This is a genomic window from Alphaproteobacteria bacterium LSUCC0396, assembly GCA_041228345.1.
Classification (GTDB): domain Bacteria; phylum Pseudomonadota; class Alphaproteobacteria; order Puniceispirillales; family Puniceispirillaceae; genus UBA3439.
Window position 1 is genome coordinate 2311272 of record CP166131.1, and the last position, 16439, is coordinate 2327710.

The 16439-nt window shown below is 47.2% G+C and carries 17 protein-coding genes and 1 tRNA gene; 8 read left to right on the forward strand and 10 right to left on the reverse strand.

Annotated features, from left to right (window positions below):
- Positions 1-10: 10 nt before the first annotated feature.
- Together AB8881_10970 and AB8881_10975 are read right to left on the reverse strand one after the other, a co-directional pair.
- Entirely contained in the window at positions 11-1207 is a 1197-nt protein-coding gene (locus AB8881_10970; protein XDZ63057.1) for a M23 family metallopeptidase, read from the reverse strand.
- A 670-nt stretch (positions 1208-1877) separates the two neighbouring features.
- Complete coding sequence (locus AB8881_10975; protein XDZ63058.1) at positions 1878-2267, reverse strand: hypothetical protein; 390 nt, start codon at positions 2265-2267, stop codon at positions 1878-1880.
- Between the two features lie 434 nt (positions 2268-2701).
- Here AB8881_10975 and AB8881_10980 point away from each other — a divergent pair, with 434 nt between their 5' ends.
- Positions 2702-3139, forward strand: coding sequence for a polymer-forming cytoskeletal protein (locus AB8881_10980; protein XDZ63059.1), 438 nt, complete (start codon positions 2702-2704; stop codon positions 3137-3139).
- A gap of 3 nt (positions 3140-3142) precedes the next feature.
- Positions 3143-3502 carry a polymer-forming cytoskeletal protein gene (locus AB8881_10985; protein ID XDZ63060.1) on the forward strand — a complete coding sequence of 120 codons (360 nt, stop codon included), beginning with the start codon at positions 3143-3145 and terminating at the stop codon, positions 3500-3502.
- 128 nt (positions 3503-3630) lie between these two features.
- On the opposite strand, the gene AB8881_10990 is transcribed toward AB8881_10985, so the two are convergent.
- Positions 3631-3939 carry a hypothetical protein gene (locus AB8881_10990; protein ID XDZ63061.1) on the reverse strand — a complete coding sequence of 103 codons (309 nt, stop codon included), beginning with the start codon at positions 3937-3939 and terminating at the stop codon, positions 3631-3633.
- Positions 3940-3942: 3 nt separating this feature from the next.
- Positions 3943-4521 (reverse strand): hypothetical protein, encoded by a 579-nt coding sequence (locus tag AB8881_10995; GenBank protein ID XDZ63062.1) that lies wholly within the window; start codon positions 4519-4521, stop codon positions 3943-3945.
- A 346-nt stretch (positions 4522-4867) separates the two neighbouring features.
- Between AB8881_10995 and AB8881_11000 the strand changes: the two genes are divergently transcribed.
- The 5 genes from AB8881_11000 to AB8881_11020 all read left to right on the forward strand — a co-directional run bounded on the left by AB8881_11000 (position 4868) and on the right by AB8881_11020 (position 9083).
- A complete protein-coding gene (locus AB8881_11000; GenBank protein ID XDZ63063.1) occupies positions 4868-5338 on the forward strand; it encodes a GAF domain-containing protein in 471 nt (156 codons plus the stop codon).
- 86 nt (positions 5339-5424) lie between these two features.
- Positions 5425-6087, forward strand: a complete 663-nt coding sequence (locus tag AB8881_11005) for a TetR/AcrR family transcriptional regulator (GenBank protein XDZ63064.1) — start codon at positions 5425-5427, stop codon at positions 6085-6087.
- Between the two features lie 75 nt (positions 6088-6162).
- Positions 6163-7134 carry a zinc transporter ZntB gene (locus AB8881_11010; protein XDZ63065.1) on the forward strand — a complete coding sequence of 324 codons (972 nt, stop codon included), beginning with the start codon at positions 6163-6165 and terminating at the stop codon, positions 7132-7134.
- A gap of 152 nt (positions 7135-7286) precedes the next feature.
- Positions 7287-7580, forward strand: coding sequence for a putative quinol monooxygenase (locus tag AB8881_11015; protein XDZ63066.1), 294 nt, complete (start codon positions 7287-7289; stop codon positions 7578-7580).
- A gap of 594 nt (positions 7581-8174) precedes the next feature.
- Positions 8175-9083 carry an ion transporter gene (locus tag AB8881_11020; GenBank protein ID XDZ63067.1) on the forward strand — a complete coding sequence of 303 codons (909 nt, stop codon included), beginning with the start codon at positions 8175-8177 and terminating at the stop codon, positions 9081-9083.
- A 41-nt stretch (positions 9084-9124) separates the two neighbouring features.
- Here the strand turns inward: AB8881_11020 and AB8881_11025 are convergent, their stop codons facing one another.
- Positions 9125-9607, reverse strand: coding sequence for a DUF2721 domain-containing protein (locus tag AB8881_11025; GenBank protein XDZ63068.1), 483 nt, complete (start codon positions 9605-9607; stop codon positions 9125-9127).
- Positions 9608-9665: 58 nt separating this feature from the next.
- Complete coding sequence (locus AB8881_11030) at positions 9666-10292, reverse strand: MarC family protein (protein XDZ63069.1); 627 nt, start codon at positions 10290-10292, stop codon at positions 9666-9668.
- A gap of 407 nt (positions 10293-10699) precedes the next feature.
- Between AB8881_11030 and AB8881_11035 the strand changes: the two genes are divergently transcribed.
- A tRNA-Met gene (locus tag AB8881_11035) sits at positions 10700-10776 on the forward strand.
- A 179-nt stretch (positions 10777-10955) separates the two neighbouring features.
- On the opposite strand, the gene AB8881_11040 is transcribed toward AB8881_11035, so the two are convergent.
- The 4 genes from AB8881_11040 to AB8881_11055 all read right to left on the reverse strand — a co-directional run bounded on the left by AB8881_11040 (position 10956) and on the right by AB8881_11055 (position 15981).
- A complete protein-coding gene (locus AB8881_11040; GenBank protein XDZ63070.1) occupies positions 10956-12884 on the reverse strand; it encodes a tripartite tricarboxylate transporter permease in 1929 nt (642 codons plus the stop codon).
- Between the two features lie 110 nt (positions 12885-12994).
- Positions 12995-14095 carry a Bug family tripartite tricarboxylate transporter substrate binding protein gene (locus AB8881_11045; GenBank protein ID XDZ63071.1) on the reverse strand — a complete coding sequence of 367 codons (1101 nt, stop codon included), beginning with the start codon at positions 14093-14095 and terminating at the stop codon, positions 12995-12997.
- Positions 14096-14116: 21 nt separating this feature from the next.
- Positions 14117-15238: a CapA family protein gene (locus AB8881_11050; GenBank protein ID XDZ63072.1), complete on the reverse strand. Its 1122-nt coding sequence runs from the start codon at positions 15236-15238 to the stop codon at positions 14117-14119.
- On the reverse strand, positions 15235-15981 hold the full coding sequence (locus AB8881_11055; protein XDZ63073.1) for a GntR family transcriptional regulator: 747 nt from the start codon (positions 15979-15981) through the stop codon (positions 15235-15237). The genes AB8881_11050 and AB8881_11055 overlap by 4 nt, the downstream gene beginning before the upstream one ends.
- Positions 15982-16439 lie beyond the last annotated feature (458 nt).

The window sequence follows — 16439 nt, forward strand, 5'->3', positions numbered from 1 at the left end:
GTGGTGGCGGCTATTCAATAAGGCTAGTTTGCCGTAACTCACCTGCAACGCTGATCTGCCGTCCGACATTCATAAACTTAACCGGATCGATTGATTTGTTGTTGATCCGAATTTCATAATGTAGATGAGCGCCCGCTGATTTGCCAGTATTGCCCATTTTGCCAATGATATGATTTTCGCCAATATAATCGCCGCGTTTGACAGTGATGCGGGCGAGATGCGCATATGTGGTAATTACGCCAAAATCATGCTCTATCCTCACGACCTTGCCGAACGAGCCTTCAGTGCCAGCATAGATTACTGTTCCCGGGGCGGCGGCGCGCACATTTTCCTGCCATGTGCCAGCCAAATCAACACCGTGATGGAATGTTACCTTGCCAGTCTTCGGATGTTTACGATTTCCGTAATCACTTGAAATGTAGAAATACAGCATTGGGGGTTTGAATGGTATTTTCCGCAATACTCCCCGATGTTCGGCAAGGTTGATCATCACATCCTTTAGAGTTGGATCGTTGGCACTGTCATCTAGTGGGAGTGGTTCCGGCAGGGCCTCAGTGGCAATGCCAAGGCCGGTCACAGTCGCGCGGATGTAATCAATCTCTTGTTTTAGCGATAACAGCATTTTTCTGGTGCGGGTCGCATCGGTCACAAGTGGTATTACTGGTCCTTGCTGGTTGGCGAAAAATCCTGATTGCAGTCCATCATCTTGAGGGTATTGCGGTACTGCGGTCACTGTATTGGCCTTTTCTGCAGGCGGCAAAGGCTGGGTCAAACCATCTGAAAAGTCACGTGACATGTGGCGGTCATGGATAGCCTCATCACTTTTACCATCGTCCAAAGCGCCGTTGTTTTCAATTGTCACAGGCTCAGTTTTTTTAGGCTTACTTGTGAAATTTGGTAAAAGCGCTATCGCAATTTCCTGTGCGCGTGCAGATAAGCTGTTTTCAAGTATAGGCGAAGGGCGCGCAACATTCATCATCGTTGGCGCGTCAGGTTCTCCTGGGCTAACCAATTGTGACAGGTTAGAAGCTGACGCCAGCTCTGTGTAGGGCGCGGTATTCACAACTGCCTCTGCATTTTCCTCAGCCTCATTCATATTTTGGAGAGGGACTTCAGGAGTGGGCAGCGCTTTTATATCAGCCATCATGCCAATCGCTGCCTCGCTCTCAACGGTAATCCGTTTGCCGCCTTGAATAATCATTGGCATGTTGTCAGATACCGATTGCGACGAAGAGGATGTAATTTTTTGGTTCTTTGGGACCGTATTGATTTGCGGGGTTTGAGGAGTAAGTAGAACAGGCTTGGCCATGATCCGGCCGACAATAGGTCGCGCTGGCTGCGCTATTTTTCCCTCAATTCCAGTTAGGTACATTCCATCTAGTTCCACAGATCGGTAATCGCTCCACTGTTTGACATCAGCTTGAGGCGTTTTGTCTTGAGCGATAACTGGCTGAGGTATGATAGCAAACTTGGGTTTTGAGGTGGTTTTTAGTTTGCTGGTGGCTGGGGCGTCAGTTGAGTTAATGCTTGCTTCCGTGGTTTTGATGGTTTCTTCTCGCCCAACCTTAGTGAAGCTATAGCTCCCGATCAGGTTTGAATAGAAAATTGTGGCAATGCCAGCCATGCAGACAAGAACACCTGTGAGCACGAATGATGGCTTTGACTTAACCCCGACAGGTCGATCGCAGGTAGAAACCAAGGGCCTGTTTTCATGCAAAACCGATTCTTTATCAGTAATAATTGGTCCTATATCTGTCTGATTAACATGTTTCAGCTCAGGGCTAAAATTATCATAAAGGCGTGTTAGACCAATGATGTTTGCAATTTTTATCTCACCTGATCCGATCGCAGTCCTGCCCTTACTTGTCATGCCACTCTTATCCCAGTTTTAGCCAAGCCATTAATATCAGCAAGATGTTGGTAATCAACTGAATGCCAATCACCACCAAAAGCAGTTTGTTAGTTGTTTGATTACGAATATTCAATTGGAAAGCTGGCATGTTCAAGTTGTTTTCAAGACTATTGTGTGTGTCTGATAAAGAGCCGGAAATTGGCTTCGGCAAAGCTGTTCCCAAGACTTCAGGTCTGTACTGGCTGGCGCTGGCCTCGGTTACTGGTTCTATGATGTCCGTTGCAAGCGAAGTATCGCTATTGTGGCCAGCGCTCTGGGGTGCATTTCCAACCCCGCGATTAGCGACAATCGCTGCAGAAACTTCGTTTCGCATTTCTTCTATTCTTTTGCGAAGATCAACAACGTCATCAGCCATGGTTTTTTTTATGATTGCATTAAATATTTTATTAAATCGTCGTTTTATTAAGTATTGTTGGCTTCTCAATAAGCAAACGACATGCCATCGTTTGATGTTGAAAACACCCGAAACTAGATCTTAACGTAAATTTCCTTTTTGATGATACAAAAGACTTTACTAAAAAAATATGGTTTCAGACTTTTTCGAGAATCAAAGGTATAGAAAGTTTGCAAATATCCAATTCTATCAACCAAATAATATCGATTATGTCGCCAAATAGTCTGTTTGTGCGAGTCAACGGATTGATGACCGAATATTGCCCGCTACTGATGACTAGCCAGATTGAGGGAAATATCAAAGCTGAGATTTTTTATGTCACATAACCCGCGGTTGTTAATGGCGATATAACGGCGCATAATTTGGCGTAACTTCAAATAAAGAGGCAAAAACAGTTGGATAAGCTGGGTAGCAAGACAATTATTAGCGCTAGTGCGTCATTTATTGGCAAGATTATCAATGCTGGTGTTATTGATGTTCACGGGAAGGTAAGTGCTGATTTGAGCACTAAAAAAATCACCATAAGTGAAACCGGTCAGTTCCGTGGTGCTATACGAGCTGAATTAGCTGTTATTTCTGGAGATTATGATGGCCAAATGGAAGCTGGCAGTGTCTGGGCAACCTCAACTGCTCGTATTTCAGGAAAGTTGCAATACAAAACATTGCAAATGGATCGTGGAGCAGCGTTGAATTGCCATGTATTGCACAATTGGGACACGCAGGCCGATGTTACGGATGAAAATCAGGAAACCGGACCAGATAAATCCCTCCCTGGCATCGGGTCTGGGTCCAAGCTTGACAACAAGAACTCATCTCGAAAGAAGGGTGCCTGACGCATGTTGATCAGACCTAAGGAGCAAACGCCCACCCCTAGCGAGCATGCGACTTATATTCTTTTCGGATTGGTGATGGAGGGCTCGCTCGATGGTGGTGAGTTTCCAGTTGTGATAGATGGTAGTTTTAAAGGGGATATAGCCGCGAACGAGCTAACCATAAGCGAGCAGGGAAGTGTAACCGGTAAGATTAAGGCCAGTAGTGTCAAGATTAACGGTAAATTTAGTGGTGAAATAATTTGTGAAAGTCTGACGGTTAGAGCAACTGGTAAGGTTGAGGGTGAGGTTCAGGCCGACGCGTTGTCAATTGATCTTGGTGCTGAAGTGATTGGATCGATAAGCCGAGTTAATCGTGAACTCTGATTACTGATAACTTTTCTCAAGACCTGCTCTAAATCGTACTTTCAAACCTGCTCGTACGATAAAATGCCTGCGGTCTTGGAGCTCTAGCAACTTATATTTTTTGTCATCAAGCGTAGGGCGCGTTTTGTCTACGCATCCTCATCGAGCTGTTTCGAAATATCATCACACAGTTCAGCGGTAACAATGCATTCATTCATAAAAGCCATGGTCTCCGCTCGGCCCTGAAGCTGAAACATTCGCATTGCAGCATAGCGCCCGGCGGCCATCGCAACTGTTAACGGCATATTCTCTGAGATGGCGAAAGTTTCCAACGCAGTCTCAATTGAATCCCGGATTTTCTCGACTTTGTGGATGTCTGTCTTAGATAAGCTCATGACATCATCACTGGTATTCACTGTTTTACCCAGATACTGATTGAATTGGATAATCTCTGCCATAGCTTAATTTCCTCGGGCAAGTTTCAGCGGGCATTTCATCATCCGCGCTTCGATTTCAATATTTGCTGATGCGAATGTGTTTAGATCGCTCTGTTTCATCGTCAATGGAACAAGAATATTCGTGTTTAACCTGTAGGCCTCATTTTTTAAAATGATGATCGCATCATCCATTTTTCCGGTGTGCTTAACTTCTATAATCCCAATGGTGCTGCAGCCGGCCAACTGACTGTTTGTGCGGTTGCTGAATTGAATATTTTGTGTTCCGTCTATTGGTTTAGCAGCGTTTTTGTTTACTTCTACCGCTTGATCATTTGCGTTATTTTTAACCGCCATAAAGTGTTTGTTATTAAATTCATCAATAAGTGCGTTAGCAAGATCGTGCGCGACATCTGCCTTTACTTGCTCTGATCTCAGTGCATCCCATTCATCGGTTGGCACAACCACGACCGAGGCCTTGCCGTTCTTACGATTATCAATCAGAAGCTGGCAGCCTGCTGTCATGTAGCCGATGATTGTGATTGCAGTGATTGTGAAAAGTTTTTTGTGCACGACCGTGAACCAATTGATTGTCGAATTACTCATGTGGTGGAACGACCCACCAGCATAAATGTTTACCCAATTTTCAATTTTCTGAACGCTAACTCATGGAGACGCCGAGATCGTGGCGGTGTTGTTTTGATATGTAGAGAATTTAAATAATTGAATTTATTGAATCAGAGAGATAGCCACCGACAGATTTCCTCTGGGATGAATGCATGCTAGGCATAGGAAACTTGCTCTGCCTAACTTACTAATTATCGTTGGTCTGGTGGACGTTATTTTTGTCAAAACTGCGCCCTTTACGGTTTGTTTTTCAGGTCGATATATTTTTATTCTGAGGGAATAAGCTGGGCAAAAAAGGTAAAACAGCCTGAGGGGGTAAGACGCTATGGATCAAGTGTCCTTGACCATAAAGCCTGATTTGATTGCGCGCATTTGTGCGCTTTGTGACGGAGAAGATGACAAGATTGCGATTATGGCAACCGTCTCGGCGGAATTATATCACGGGGTTGATGGGTTCGATTGGGTCGGCTTTTATCGAGTAGTATCGCCAGGTCTGATGAAAATTGGCCCCTACCAAGGTGGTCATGGTTGCCTTGTTATCCCGTTTGATCGTGGTGTATGCGGTGCGGCGGTGCGACAAAAGGCTATCCAGATTGTCGACGATGTTGAAAGGTTTGACGGGCATATCGCCTGTTCAGCGAGCACTAAATCTGAATTGGTTATTCCATGCTTTGACGCCTGTGGGGAATTGCTCGGAGTGCTTGATATCGACTCTGACAAGCCCGCCTTTTTCAACACAGGGGATGCGCGGAAACTTGACCAGATGCTACGCTGCCTCTTTTCTGGAGCTAACTGATGTGCATTCTTATTGTTCGTATATCTTGTTTTTTAGATCACTGGCGTTAAAATGACTGATAGTCAGTTAACTTTAGGCTAAACAGGATGCAATTCAAACAACGTGCCCGATCAAAGATGGCGAAATCAGAACGCGAAAACAGTATTTTGATGGCAGCTGAGATGTTGCTGCGCCAATTAAGCTATGACGCCATGACGATGCAAGCAGTTGCCACTGCGGCCGGTCTTGCCAAGGGAACACTCTATCTCTATTTCGCTAGCCGAGAGTCACTTATTATAGCGGTTTATGGACGATTGTTCGACCGCTGGATTGACCGGTTTGTCGTTTCTCAGTCGGAACAGTCCTGCGTTGATGGATTTTGCCGAGATTTTGCGCGTTGCTATGCTGATGACCCGCTTTTCCTGCAATTGGCTGGTGTTGCCAATACCTTTTTGGAACCTCATCTTGATCACGCCGCCTACATTATTGGTAGGCAGGGGATGATACGGCGGGTCAAACGTCTGTCTGGACGCGTGAGCCAGCAATTTGGGGTTACCCCCGTCGATGCGCAAAAATTGATTTGGGGACTGTTGACGATTGCTGGCGGTGCTGCACAGTTATCGGTTCAATCGCCATTCGCCAAACCTGAACTGCCAAGTGATGTTGCGTCCTTTAATGAGCTTGCGCATTTCGAAACTGTTTTTTTTAATGTGGCATTGCCTTTTGGTAGGGGTATTATCCAAATCCAACCCCCGCTTATCAGAAAGTAAAACTAATTGAGCCTTTCCCATTTTCAGGCGTATCATCTGGCGATACATCATTAATAATTTTGTGGGGACTTTGTTGTGGGTGACCCGGTATTATTTGCTTATTCACTTAATCAGGCGGGCGGTGGTGCTGCTTTGCATGATGGCGAAGTTGCGCGCCTTTTAAAAGATGATCAACTAGCTTGGGCACACCTCAATGCTGATCACCCCGAAACCGCAAAATGGCTGCGACATGAAGTTACCTATCTTAATGATTTTGTAGTCAATGCCTTGCTTGCTGATGAGACCCGCCCGCGCGTTGTGTCAATGGGTGAGGGAGTGCTGCTAATTTTGCGTGGGGTTAACTTGAATGATAATGCCAGCCCTGAGGATATGGTCTCGATCCGGCTTTGGGTTGACCCCCATCGTATTATTTCCCTTCAACGGCGTAAGCTGAGAGCAGTTGGCGACCTGGCGGCAACATTAGAGGCTGGTAAAGGGCCCAAGGGTAGTGCTGACTTTGTTACCATGCTTATTGACCTTTTGTTTGCGCGAATGGCACCAGTTGTCACTAGCCTAGGCGAGGAGATGGACGATATCGAAGAGGATATATTGAATGGTGGCGCCAACACATTGCGTGAACAGATTGTCTCGATACGTAAGAAGGCGATCATCTTTAAGCGCTATATGGCGCCACAGCGCGATTTGATTACGCATTTGCTAGAAGCAAAACGTGACTGGTTTGGGCAGAACAATGATCATCAGTTAATTGAGGCGCATAACAATATTACACGTTTTGTAGAAGAACTTGATTCAGTCCGTGAACGCTCACAAGTTATCAGCGACGAAGTGACTAATATTCTTACCGAGCGATTAAACAAGAATATGTATGCGCTGTCGGTTGTTGCAGCGATCTTTTTGCCAATGGGTTTCTTGACTGGTCTTTTGGGCGTTAATGTTGGAGGTATACCTGGGGCGGAAAATCCGCAAGCCTTTCTTGTATTTTGCCTGTTATTGGCACTAGTGGTTGGGGTGCAAATTTTGTTTTTTCGTAAAATGCGTTGGTTCTAAAATTTTTGGTTTGTTAGGCCTTACTGGCCGTCTGGTCCAATGTTAGTGAAATGTGTCAGAAACCTGAGGTTTAACTCAAGCATGGTTGATTTTGCTTGCCAGTGGGGACCTCGCTGAGGCACCGCAGCAATTTGTTTAGTAAGGACCTTTCAATGCTTGTAGTTTTTGTTTATTTTGAAATTAAACCAGTGTTCATTGATGCGTTTTTGGAGGTTATGCGAAAAAATGCGCAAGCCTCACTAAAAAATGAAATTGGGTGTCACCAATTCGACGTTAATCAAGACCCTCTCTCACCAAACAGCATATTCCTTTATGAACTTTATGAAGATGCCGCCGCATTTGAACTTCATAAGCAGACTGATCACTATCTTGAATTCAATGAGGCGATTGCGCCTATGATTATTGGTAAAACTTTGCGAATCTTAAAAAGGATGGAACTAGATTAGACAACCTGACACTCCATCTTGAATTTAATCCTGAATTGTGGCCGAAAACATTGGCCACTACTGCAGTCAATAATTTCAAGGCTTTAAAATTTTTACAGAGTGTCGTTAAATGAAGTCGTCAAGTGATTTTTCTCAGCCTTAGTTCTGTTTTGTGCGGGTTTTTGTTCATGAGTTTTTGGTTGCGCCTAAGTCTAGTATCAATCGTTGTGCTGTCTTTTTATGCCGTACAACCCGTATTCGCGGGCGGGAAGACCTATCAAGGAAGTGAGTCATCAGCTCACTGCACCCTTTGGTCGAATCTGAGGTTGAAATGGCCGCAAACGATTCTTGGCCGTGAAAAAGCGGAATGCCGTCGACGCGCCGTTGACAGCTCAGCTGGCAATACTCAGTGCCGGCTCTTAAAAACATACATTGACCCCGAGAGTGGTGAACGGATTTGTATCTACAAACGGCACGGTACAGGCCTCGAGGAACTTACTTTAAGCATGTCTGCCTTTTTGCATTGCCAGAAAGATTTTATGTGTAAGCGCACTGCAAAATAAGTGACTCCAAAATTATATTTCCAAATTATCTTGTTATACCTATGCTTGGCGCATGATTAGCCAAAGACGCGTATTTGAGATCATTGAAAAAGGTCAGGCTGATGACCGCGCAAGCCGTTATTGCGACCTATTCCTGTTCGCATTGATTCTATTGAATTTGCTTGCGGTCTGTTTGGAGACGATCGACACGCTCTATGCGCAATATAAAACTGCATTTACGGCGGTAGAGTTGGTATCGGTGACGATTTTCTCGATTGAGTATGGCTTACGAATCTGGTCATGTGCCGCCGCCCCTGATGGCAAATATAAAAGCGCATCGGGAAAACGCATGGGGTATATCTTCAGCTTTACCGGCATCATTGATTTGCTGGCGATCTTGCCTAGCATTATCCCGCTCTTGCTTGGCGGGGTGGATCTGCGCTGGCTGCGGATATTGAGGTTGATGCGGCTGTTGAAATTCTCGCATTATTCATCGGCGCTTGAAGATTTGATATCGGCAGTGCGTCATGAAAGCCGGTCATTCGCCGCAACCTTGTATTTGCTGGTGCTGGCATTGCTGATTTCCAGCTCATTGATTTATGTTGCCGAACAGGATGTGCAGCCCGAACATTTTGGTTCCATCCCGCAGGCGATGTGGTGGACAGTTGTCACGCTAACCACCGTTGGTTATGGCGATATTGTGCCACACACGGTGGCGGGTAAATTCATTGCAACGCTGACCGCGCTTATGGGGGTTTGTGTTGTTGCGCTCTTGACCGGTATTGTTGCCACGGGTTTTACCAATCAGGTGGCGATGCGGCGGCACCGGCTTGAGGCCGAGATTTCATCCGCGCTTAGCGACGGTGTTATCACCAGTGATGAGCGCCAAAAAATTGATGATTTGCGGCAGCGTTTGAATATCTCCGAGGAGGATGCGCTGGCGATTATCAGCTATCTAGAGCGCAGAAGTGACAAGAAATAGCCCGCTGTTTGTTTGGCGCGCAGATGAGGCAAAGCGCTGGGCTAGGCCGATGGCGGGCTGGGTTTTTGTGACCGTTTACCCCGTAGTTTTGACGCGGCAAGGTAATCTTGCCATTCTTGATGTTTTTCAAGATCTGATAGATGCACATCAAGCGCTGAATTAGCGATCTGGATTTCGATGGTGAACTGGATCATTGCCGCGACCATCAGGATAATCGACGAAAAGAACAGCCAGCTGCCGATCGTCTCGATGCCGAAATAAAGTGAAATCATCGCTGACAGATTCAAAATGAAGGCAAGCGCGCCGCAGGTCTGGATAATCGCAATCAGCCGCAGACGCTGGCGCAGGCTGGCAATCTGGCGAAAAAAGCGGGCACTGTCATCAGTTGAAATATTTTCGTTGATGACGGTGTCGTGCAAATTACGGATCAGGCCAGCAAGTAGCGAATACCGATTGCCGAAATTAATCATCATCAGGGGTATTGCAGGGAACAGAACGCCAACAATCAGAATATTTAGCTGCATACTCGGTGAAACCCCAAAACGTAAATGATACTAGCCGAATTTAAGTAGATGGCAAAAGCTAGCCGCTGATCTGGATTACGCCAAGCGCCTGCAGCCCGTCAATGATATATTGAAGCGACAGCGCCGCAAGGATGATGGCGGTGATCCGCGAGAAGACCAGCGTAATCCGCGGGTTAATATAAGACTCGGCAAGGCTGGCGATGATCAGAACGATTGCTGTTGCCAGCATCACTGCCACCATTGCGCCATAGCCGATGATCATATTGACATTTTCGGTCGGATTGCTGGCAACCACCATTACCGAGGTAATCGCGGCTGGCCCTGCCAAAAGCGGCGTAGCAAGCGGAAATATCGCGATATTATCGTCGGTTGAAACGCTGTCGCTGCCCTGTTCGCGCCGCGCCTGACGTTTGTTGGCAAGCATGTCAAGCGCCACCAAAAGCAGAATAATGCCGCCGGCAAGACGAAACGCGGTCAGTGAAATATTTAGGTAATGCAGGATCCACACCCCGCATAGCGCAAAGAATATCATAATCGCACCGGCAACCAGCGAGCCTTCAAGCGCGGTACGAATTTTCTGACGCTTATTCAAATGGGTTGTGATAGCAAGGAAAATTGGCGCCGTACCAACCGGATCAATCACCACGAAATAAACGATAAACGCCGTGATAAAGCTCTCGATCATCTTTCTATGCCTCCCTGGCTAATTTCAATAAAGACGGTGTCAAATGAGGCGTTCTGCAAGCTGTTGCCAAAATCGGGTTTTGCGCACCACGAGGTGGGCTGCGCCTCAATTGCGCGCCTCAATTGCGCTCCTTATTTGCGGTAAGGATACCGAAAACCTAGATAGGATGATATGAGAATCCCCAATGATATGGAAGTGGTGGTAAAAGCTGGTGCGCGGGGCGCTTTGCCGGCGAGGGCGCTCGCCAGTCCGATCCAGCCCCATAAAGAAATTTCTCGAAAGGCGAGATATACGCTTGACCTAGGGGCGGCAAACCCATTAAAACGGCGCACCGGAGGCGATCAACCGGCTAGCCCCTGAACGGGCCAGCAACAAAGATCGCCAGTGCCATTCGCAGGCACCGAGATGGCGGAGTAGCTCAGTTGGTTAGAGCAGCGGAATCATAATCCGCGTGTCGGGGGTTCGAGTCCCTCCTCCGCTACCATTTTTTTTCAAGTAAAACTGCCAGTTTTCTAGGTGTCACACCATGTTTCAACATGAGTGTAGAATCTCATGAAAACGCCCGTTTCGTCAATCTCTGTGTGACAGGTGTGTGACAGGGATCTGATAAACAGTATTATTAGCCAATTTAAGTTGCAATGTGCTACTGCATAGAGGTGTTCGCTAAAACAATAGTCCCTTTGGCAAATAAGCGCCAACTCCACGACTTAATAGAAACAGTATACTTGCGAGGGCAATACCGGTGCCAATAGCCAACAGTGCTTTGGTCTTGGCGAAGCAGTATAGGAATACAGCCACACCGACTAGGGCAACAGGCAGTATGCCAAAAAGGGTGACCAGCAACACAGCGCCGCTTATCATCACGATCGAACCGCTAAAGCTGATTACTCCAAGATATGCGTTTTTATTTGCAGGTTCCTCGTCTTCCCAAATTTTAAAGCCGGGTAAAGCAAAGTGTGCAATGGCCACAAGCCCCAAAAAGATAAGTGTTAAAATTGATATTATCGTTGGGAAAAAGGCCGTCAACGGGTCGAAATCAAGTGAGCAGATGAGAGTATAGCTGGCAAATATCAGGAAAGCTGAGGGCAAGACTAAAGCGCCGTTATTGGGATGAGGTTTTGTCTTAACTGCGGTAGTATGAAAGCTGCGGAAGACAGACCGGCAGAGTATCGCGAGAGCTAGGAAAGCTAGAATAATCACAATTGGACGTTCGAATATCGACCAACCGTAAAGGTTTATGACCTGATAAGACGAGGCTTCCATGCGGGGCGCAAGGACGAAGCCAATTAGCAGCGCTGGCCTAGACCAACCATAGCGCTTCATGAACATGCCACAAATGCCGAAGAAAAGAACTGTGAATAGGTCGCCTATGTCTTTCGTTGCCTGATAAGCTGCAAAACAGATGAAGACCAGAAGGATTGGGGCCAAGAATGAGAAAGGCACCGTCGTGACCCTGGCAATGGGATTGGAAAGGGCGATACAAATGACTGCACCGGCTATATTTGCAAGCGCCACTGACCAAACCATGAGGTAAACCAGATTTACTTCGTTTCGGATCATGTTGATCCCTGGCTCGATGCCGACAAGAATGAATCCGCCAAGCAAAAGCGCCATGCTGGCTGATCCCGGAATGCCGAACAAAAGCGTCGGGATTAGTGCGCCTCCCTCCTTGGCGTTGTTAGCGGCCTCGGGGGCAATCACGCCGCGTACATCCCCAGTCCCTAGGGTTTCGGGGGCTTTGACAGAGCCGCGTGCATGGGCGTAGGCAATCCAGTCGATCACAGAGCCCCCCAAACCAGGTAAAGCACCTAAAGCAGCTCCGATCGCTGAGCAGCGGATCACAAGCCACCAGTGTGATAGTGTTGATTTAACGCCCTGAATCCATCCTTTTCTTTTAAGCCCGCTGTCAGCAATGCGTTCTTGTTGTCTGAGCACGCCTAGAATTTCAGGCACGGCGAAAAGCCCAAGACCAACCAACACTACCTTGATGTTATCGAGAAGGTAAATTGACTCGAATGTAAATCGCGGTATGGCTGTGGTTGGGGTTGAACCAACCGTGCCAATCAACATGCCTATGCATGCTGTAGCAAGTCCCTTGAAAATATTAGCGCCAGTTAGCGAACCGATCAGAGCGACGGCCAGAACAACAAGCATCATCTGTTCGGCAAGTCCGAAGGCGAGGATGATCGGTTCTGCAAATCCAATTGCCACTGTCAGTATGGCTGCGCCAAACAATCCGCCTATCAGCGAGGACGAGAACGCCGCACCTAAAGCTTCAGCTGCTCTACCCTGCTTGGACATCTCAAAACCGTCAAGGACAGTGGCTTGCGCTGAGGCTGTCCCCGGAACACCAACAAGAACGGCCGGAAAAGTGTCAGATGTAGCCGTTACAGATTGCAGCCCGATCATAAGGCCAATTGCAGCTGATGGCTCGACGCCAATAACGAATGGCAGCGTCAAGGCAAGGCCCGCAGACCCTCCTAACCCTGGAATGATTCCTATAATCAGTCCCAGGACAACTCCAGCTATGAGGTAAAACAGGTGATTAAGGGTGAATGTCTGGACAAAAGCGTCCAAAAGGATCTCAAACATAATGGAGTCCGTTCAGCCTTGAATTACAAGCAAAAGGGTCGGGAATTTTTTGAGCAATTATTTGGGTGGCCGCGCAGAAATCTGATCGCGGCCACCTAGTTATCGCTAGGTTAGTTTCCAATGGGAACGCCCATGCGTTCTTCAATCCATGCAAAGAGCCAATTACGCTGTGCGACATCCATGTCCAGCGCTCCGCGGACTGCTGCCTTTGCTTCATCTCCAAATATCTGCGGATAGGGTCCCAGCACTTTACCGCTGACTTTCTGAAAATCAGGGTCCTGCAAGGTTGCATCAACAGCATTTTTCCATGCGGCGACAATTTCTGGTGGTGTGCCTGCAGGCAAACTTAAAGACTTTGACGTCATAACGCTCATATTCAGGAAATTTAGATAGGCCTGCCAAAGCGGTCCCGATGGGGCTTTACCATGGATGGCTTCGTAGATTTCGGGTACAGTCATTGTGTTGGGCATGCCAGGATCGCGCACAACATTCCCATTTTTATCCACGAACCCCATTGTGGCGAATAAGGCCAGTTCCCCTGAATCGATATAGGGCTTCACTTTTGACGAAAAGCCTGCGAAGGGTTCCACGCCCAAGGTTGTCTCTCCACGGATCATGGACTGACGTCTCTCGCCAGCTCCCAAACCTAATATGGGTTTTATGTTATTAACCCCGAGAAGATTAAATGCTGCAAAAGCTCTAAGTTCAGAGGCGGTTGGAGATTTTATGCCAAAGGTTTGGTTTGAACCTGCGAGTGTTTTGGTGGCTATCTTGGGGTCCTGGCCCACAATTCCTGTCACCGATGCTGCGAAGAGTGCCGAACCTTGCGGTGACAAAACAACCGGCTCCCAAGACGTCATGTCAAATTTGACTTTTTTTCCGCCAAAGACGGCACTGGTGAAAGTTGAAGTTGAAGCGACCATCGCGGTCAATCCATCCGGGTCTGCCTTCTGAAAAGCGTTTGCTCCTTTGATAGAACCACCACCCGGCATGTTTTCAACAACAACCTTCGGTTTGCCTGGTAAATACTTTGCAAGGTAGACTTGAAGCGTGCGTGCATATGTGTCTGAGCCGCCACCCTCTTTGAATGGCACTATCACCCGCACAGTTTTATCTGAAAAGTTGACGCTCTTGGCGATAGCTGAGGTCGTTGTAAAACCCACTACCGCACATCCGGCTGCAAGTGCCAAAAGTCCTAGTCTATGAAGCATATTTTTCCTCCCATGTGTTACTTAATTGGTAGTTCTCAGCGGTGATATTGAACGCGGTTGTTCAACCGCAATATAGTTCTCAAGCGAACGGAATACGGTTCCATAACCGTCAGACACAAATTTGAGAAATTGCAGTGCCTCGTCAAAAGCTGCGCCGCGGTTGAAGACACGCGGCTTCATGTCGGTTCCGATCTCTCCAAGGTGCAAACCAGCTTCAATGCTTCCTTGAGAGAGGTTTAATTCTGCAATCACGAGGCGCCGTGCATCCTGCCCGTATGGCAGGAATGGTCTGGAAGGGTCGAGTTTTACACCATATTGCTCTTCAAAGAGGCGAGCCTTATCACCGGTCTTTGGAACACCGGACATCATGAAATTGCCGAGACTATAAAAGCATGGCTTGCCGTCAATTATCTCAATGGCCTTTGGCGCATGTGCGTGAGATCCAATGATGGCATCCGCGCCTGCGGCGATTGCCGCCCTTGCGGCTGGTGGCTGATATTCAGCTATAAGTCTAGGAATATAGTGTATGCCCCAGTGCTGAGACACGATTAAATGGTCTGCTTGTTTCTTCGCTGCAGAGATATCGGTACACATTTCTTCGAGGTCTTCTGCCCAAACCTCGGAGCGGGTTAACGGAGGCATGCCTGGCTGCCAGTCAAATTCCTCGTGCCAGGTGCGAACGCGCAGTGGTGCGGCTCCAGCGCTGGTTTTGGTGGCCTCGAAACCTTCACGCAAGACCGAGGCGTAAGCCAAAAATGCAATCCTCTGGCCTGCCACCTCTAAGAATGCTGGCTTTCGCGCTTCTGAGATATTCATGCCAGCGCCCACTGTTTGCACCCCCCGGCTCCGGAAGAGATTTATCGTGTCGGCAAGTGCTTTGGCACCGTAGTTCAGTGTATGATTCGACGCTAATGAAACCACATCAAAGCCGCAGTCAAAGAATACCTGCGCTAGTTCAGGCGCACATCTTGCGTGAGTTGCGTTGGAGTTTGACGCCAGCCTACCTTGTAAAGAGTACATACGTTCGCACTGCGCAAATCGGATGTCTGCCTGTTTAAGAAAGGGGGTAATTGGTTCAGCTAATGTTCCATCACCAAGCGTAAGCGGCCCGACATCCCCACAGCAAAACACTCGGGCTGTCATGGCTTTAAATGCTTTTCGATTGAAACATCCCTTGACCGAGCTACAAGCTCTTGTGTCCGTTGTCTGGAGTCCTCTGCGTGTCGCCTGAGCAGCGCACCTGCGAGATTTCCGTCACGCTTTTTAAGAGCATTCAAAAATTGTTCGCGTTGGTTTATGGATGCCTGAAATGAAGCTTTAAGCCAGTGATTTCTCTCCGCAGTTTTCCTAGCCAAGTGAAGATGCTCCATACGATAGAGGCGAATAGAGCGCGTAATCCTTCTATAGATCTTTGTCAGTTCGCTATTACCGGCGGCCGTTAAAAAGGAATCATTGAATCTAATCGTTAGGCGGAAGTATGACGTCTCTTCATCCTCTTCGACCGAGGCTTTCATTCGTTTAAGCAAAGTGCTGATTTCTGAAATGTGATTATGGCCTTTGGTCTCTGCGGCTAGTTTACCCACCATAAGCCCAAGGTGCCCCCGAATGTCGTAGAGGTCTGAGATTTCACTGTTCGTAAATGTTCTAACGAATACCCCTCGCTGAGGAATAGAAACCAATAAACCTTCTCCGACTAGAGCACTGCAGGCTTCTCGCACAGGTCCTCGGCTAAAACCAATCTGGCTCGCGATCACTGCTTCTTTGACTTTTTCGCCAGGGACAAGTGCGCCATTGAAAATAAGCTGTTCCAGGCGTTTCTGCGCTAAAGATGTGAGCGTTTCTGGGCGCTCAAGCTTGCTATTTGAGAGAGAAGTAATATCAGTCATAAGTCAGTATTTGTGTCAAAAATGTAAAATGTCAACATTTTTTTGGAAGGTGGTGTTCCAGTTCCGAAGTTATCTACGAAATAGGGTGAGGGGAGTGTTCCGGTTACTGTGCTGGGGACGACGTCCCCTAATAACACAATAGCAACCATTCAAATGAATGTTAGATCTTAACAACGACGGCTAATTTAAGACGTTGATAAACGAACCGGTTGGTATTTTTTATTTGCCAATATCTAACGGCTAAAGTCGCCGCAAAATCTACTTTCAAGGAACAATAAAAGCTCGCTCTGAAAAACATCCACACCCATGAAATAATTGGAAGGTCTCAAGCAAGTCCTGCCTCCGTAGTCAAACTCCATTACACACTTTTTAACACACCTAATTTACGCGCTTATAAATAACTGAAATTAAATAGGAAAATTTGAAGCAGTTTTATCATAATCCGCGTGTCGGGGGTT